The following is a 4009-nucleotide window of genomic DNA, read 5'->3' on the forward strand; positions in this document are numbered from 1 at the left end:
CCTCGGTGGACCAGGTGTCCACCGGCTCGGCGCTGGTCAACCAGGCCGGCGCGACCATGGGCGAGATTGTCGCCTCGGTCCAGCGGGTCACCGACATCATGGCCGAAATCGCCGCCGCCTCGCAGGAACAGTCCGCCGGCATCGAGCAGGTCAACCAGACCATCACCCAGATGGACGAGACCACCCAGCAGAACGCCGCCCTGGTCGAGGAAGCCTCCGCCGCCGCGCGCAGCATGGAAGACCAGGCCCGCCTGCTCTCCGAAGCGGTGGACGTGTTCGTCATTGAAGACACCGCGGTGGCCGCGTCGTCCGTGGCGCGGACTCCTCAGGTGCCCGTTTCCCAAGCGAAACGTTCACGGCCGGAGACCGCTCCTGCGCAGAAGCCCGTGATGCGCAAACCCGTCGCCACGGTCCGCCGCAAACCCGAGCCGGCCCTGGCCGACGGCGACTGGCAGGAGTTCTGATTGCCGCCTTTCCGCTTTCGCCTCCCCCTTCGAAGAAGGGGGATTGAGGGAGATTTGCTCTTCGTGCCGGGAACAAGCGCCCCCAGGCGCGGAGCAATCCCCGTCACGATCGCTCTCCCTTCCTCTAAAGAATCCGTGACGAGGTCGATATATCGGCAGGTGTCCCGCTCCCCACCGGGCCTGGCCATTCTTCCGTTTCCCACACCGAGCGTATGTCCGACCAGATCGAGGCCGCCACCCAGGAACCTGTGCGGTACGACGAAGAAGAGAAGTACCTGCTCAGGCACCCGCGCGATATCCGCCAGGTGCTGCAGGCACTGATCGATCGCCGCGCCCTGATCAGCGCGCACCTGGTTCCGCGCGGCCATGTTTTTCCCACCGCGCTCATCGGGCTCTCCGACGACGAAAGCCATCTGCTGTTCGACGGCAGCATCAGCGCGACCATCAACCGCGCGGTCGAGGACGCGGACCAGATCATCTGCGTGTCGCAACTGGACCGCGTGCACGTGCAGTTCCCGCTGTCCGGCTGCGGGCGCCTGATGCTGGATGGCCAGGTCGCGTTCCAGGCGCCGCTGCCCGAACGGGTGATGCGCCTGCAACGGCGGGAGTTCTACCGCCTGCAGATTCCGGTCTCGCATCCGGTCCGCTGCCTGATTCCGTTCGGCGTGGAAGAAGAGGAACCGCAATGGGTGGAAATGCGCGTGCTCGATATCAGCGGGGGCGGCGTGGCGGTGGAGGTTCCGGCGGAGCGGCCGGATTTCCGTCCCTATCGCGAATACACGGACTGCCGGCTGCTGCTGCCTGACGGCGAGCCGCTGCAGGTGCGGCTGATGGTCAAGAACTTGTTCCGCCAGTCCCGCCCCAATGGCCGGGAAATCTGGCGGGCCGGCTGCCAGTTCACCGATCTGCCACGCGGCGGCGACGCCCAGATCCAGCGCTACATCTTCCGCATGGAGCGCCAGCGAAGTGCCCGCGAGCGCGGGATCGGCTGAACCGGGCCGGTCCTGCGGCGTCCGTCGCAGTTCCGCCGCCCCGTCCCCTCCCCGCCTAAAGTCCCCGCCATCCCGGCCGATGAGTAGCGGGAAGGACGCCGCCGCGTCCCAGCCAGAATGCACAGGAGCATTGCGATGAGCGACAACAAGACCACGGCCGCGGAGTTCCTCAGCTTTGCGCTGGGCGAGGAGCAATACGGCGTGGACATCCTGAAGGTCCAGGAGATCCGTGGTTATGACGCCGTCACCCGGCTGCCCGACGCGCCCGAGTACATCAAGGGCGTCATCAATCTGCGCGGCACCATCGTCCCGGTCATCGACCTGCGCCTGAAGCTGCGCCTGAAGGAGGCGCGCTACGACGCCTTCACCGTGATGATCGTGCTCAACGTCGAGGATCGGGTGGTCGGCATCGTGGTCGACAGCGTTTCCGACGTGATTCCGCTGAATCCCGAACAGATCCGCCCGACCCCCGAATTCGGCGCCAGCGTCGACACACGTTTCATTTCCGGCATCGGCACGGTCGACGACCGCATGTTGATCCTGCTGGACATCGAGACCCTGATCGACAGCGCCGATCTGACCGAACACACCGCCGAGGCCGAAGCGGCCTGAGGCCGCTCCGCGCGACGGTTCCACCGCATGACGATCCGCGCAGGGGAGGCCCGGCTTCCCCTGCGCCCGCGCACGCCCCGCGTGGTCCCCTGTCAGGCATTCCCCTACGACCAAGGATGATTCAACGCCAGCGCGCACCGCGCCGATAGCACTATCGGGCCCCGCGCCCCTCTGCCAGAAAGTGACCGGAAGTACCCATGAAGTCCGCAACAACCCGTCCGCGTTTCAGCGATCTGTCCCTGCGCGGCAAGTTCCTCCTGATGCTGGCCGTGCTGGCCATCGGCGTCGTCGCCCTGTGCACGGTGACCGCGCGCCGCAATCACACCGAACTGTTGCAGAACGAGCGCCAGCAACTGCAGACCCGGGTGGGCGCCGCGCTCGGCATCATCGATCGCTACCAGACCCTGGCCCGTGACGGCGCGCTCGACGAAGCGTCGGCCAAGCGCCAGGCCCTGGCCGCGGTCGCCGCGCTGCGCAGTCCCGGCGGCAGCGACTACCTGTGGGTCAACGACCAGGCGCCGACGATGCTGATGCACCCGCACCAGACCGCGCTGGACGGCAAGTTCCTCGGCGAGCAGACCAGCGCGGACGGCAAGCGCATCTTCGTCGAAATGGTGAAGCTGGCGCGCGGCCCCGCGGGCGGCGGCTTCCTGGACTACACCTGGGCCAAGCCCGGGGTCGACGAACCGGTCCAGAAGATTTCCTACGTGGCGCTGTACCGGCCCTGGGGCTGGGTGATCGGCAGTGGCGAATACGTGGACGACATCGCAGCGCGGGCCTGGAGTTTCGCCCGCGTGCTGATCCTGGCCGGCGTGCTGGTGCTGCTGGCGGCGCTGGTCCTGTGCTGGCTGATCGCCCGATCGGTGTTGACCCCGATGGCCGGCGCCGTGCGCGCCATCCAGGCGGTGGCCAAGGGGAATCTGGACGTGCGCATCGCCGCCGCGTCCGGCGATGAAATCGGCAAGATGAACGCCGCCCTGGCCGACATGGTCACGCAGTTGCGGGAACGCACCGCGCAGGAACGCCGCATCGCCGACGAGAACCTGCGCATCCGCACCGCGCTGGACAATGCCGGCACCAGCGTCATGATCGCGTCGCCGGAGCGCGAGATCATCTACGCCAACCGCGCGGTGACCGAACTGCTGGCGTCCTACGCCGGCGACATCCAGCGCGCCCTGCCCCGGTTCGACGCGGACCGCCTGATCGGCAGCAGCATCGATGTCTTCCACGCCGAGCAACAACGCATCGCGGACTATCTCGAACGGATGCAGGCCACCCATCGCGGACAGATCCGGCTGGGCGATGCCTGGTTCGGACAGGAAATCTCGCGGGTCAGCGATCTCCAGGGCCAGCCGCTGGGTTACGTGGTGGAGTGGCGGGATCGCACGCCCGAAGTACGGGTGGAGGAGGAAGTCGCCAGCATCATCGGCGCCGCCATCGCCGGCGATCTTTCCCGGCGCGTGGACACCGCCGGCAAGCGGGGCTTCTTCCTGCAACTGGCCGAACAGCTCAACCGCCTGCTGGACACCAACGCCGGCAGCCTGGCGCAGGTTTCAACCCTGCTTTCGGCGCTGTCGCGAGGTGATCTAACGGTGCGCATGGACGGCGACGGCAGCCAGGCGCTGGGCGGCGTGTTCGCCCGCATGCGCGACGACGCCAACGCCACCGTCGCCCAGCTCACCGACATCGTCTCGCGCATCCAGGACGCCTCCACCGCCATCAACACCGCCGCCGGCGAAATCGCCTCCGGCAACGCCGACCTGTCCCGCCGCACCGAACAGCAGGCCGCCAACCTGGAAGAAACCGCCGCCTCCATGGAGGAACTGACCTCCACCGTCCGCCAGAACGCCGACTCGGCCCGCCAGGCCAACCAGCTCGCCATCGGCGCGGCCTCGGTCGCCTCCCAGGGCGGCAACGTCGTCGGCCAGGTCGTCACCACCA

Annotated in this window: 4 protein-coding genes; all 4 read left to right on the top strand. The window is 67.7% G+C overall.

Going from position 1 to position 4009, the window contains the following annotated elements; all coding sequences use genetic code 11:
- Window positions 1–464 (top strand): methyl-accepting chemotaxis protein (locus AC3DEZ_RS20415; protein ID WP_488389842.1); only part of this gene is annotated, 464 nt, incomplete at its 5' end.
- A 212-nt stretch (window positions 465–676) separates the two neighbouring features.
- The gene (locus tag AC3DEZ_RS20420; protein ID WP_488389843.1) at window positions 677–1456 is read left to right on the top strand and encodes a flagellar brake protein; all 780 of its coding nucleotides are present in this window, start codon (window positions 677–679) and stop codon (window positions 1454–1456) included.
- 135 nt (window positions 1457–1591) lie between these two features.
- Window positions 1592–2068 (top strand): chemotaxis protein CheW, encoded by a 477-nt coding sequence (locus tag AC3DEZ_RS20425; protein WP_488389844.1) that lies wholly within the window; start codon window positions 1592–1594, stop codon window positions 2066–2068.
- 197 nt (window positions 2069–2265) lie between these two features.
- Window positions 2266–4009, top strand: a 1744-nt coding sequence (locus AC3DEZ_RS20430; RefSeq protein WP_488389845.1) for a cache domain-containing protein, incomplete at its 3' end; no start/stop codon positions are given.

The sequence above is a fragment of the Pseudoxanthomonas sp. 134C1 genome (assembly GCF_057773065.1).

What these genes read in the sequence shown, in the direction of transcription:
- AC3DEZ_RS20420 (WP_488389843.1), top strand. Translation starts at nt 677, where the DNA reads ATGTCCGACCAGATCGAGGCCGCCACCCAGGAACCTGTGCGGTACGAC.
- AC3DEZ_RS20425 (WP_488389844.1), top strand. Translation starts at nt 1,592, where the DNA reads ATGAGCGACAACAAGACCACGGCCGCGGAGTTCCTCAGCTTTGCGCTG.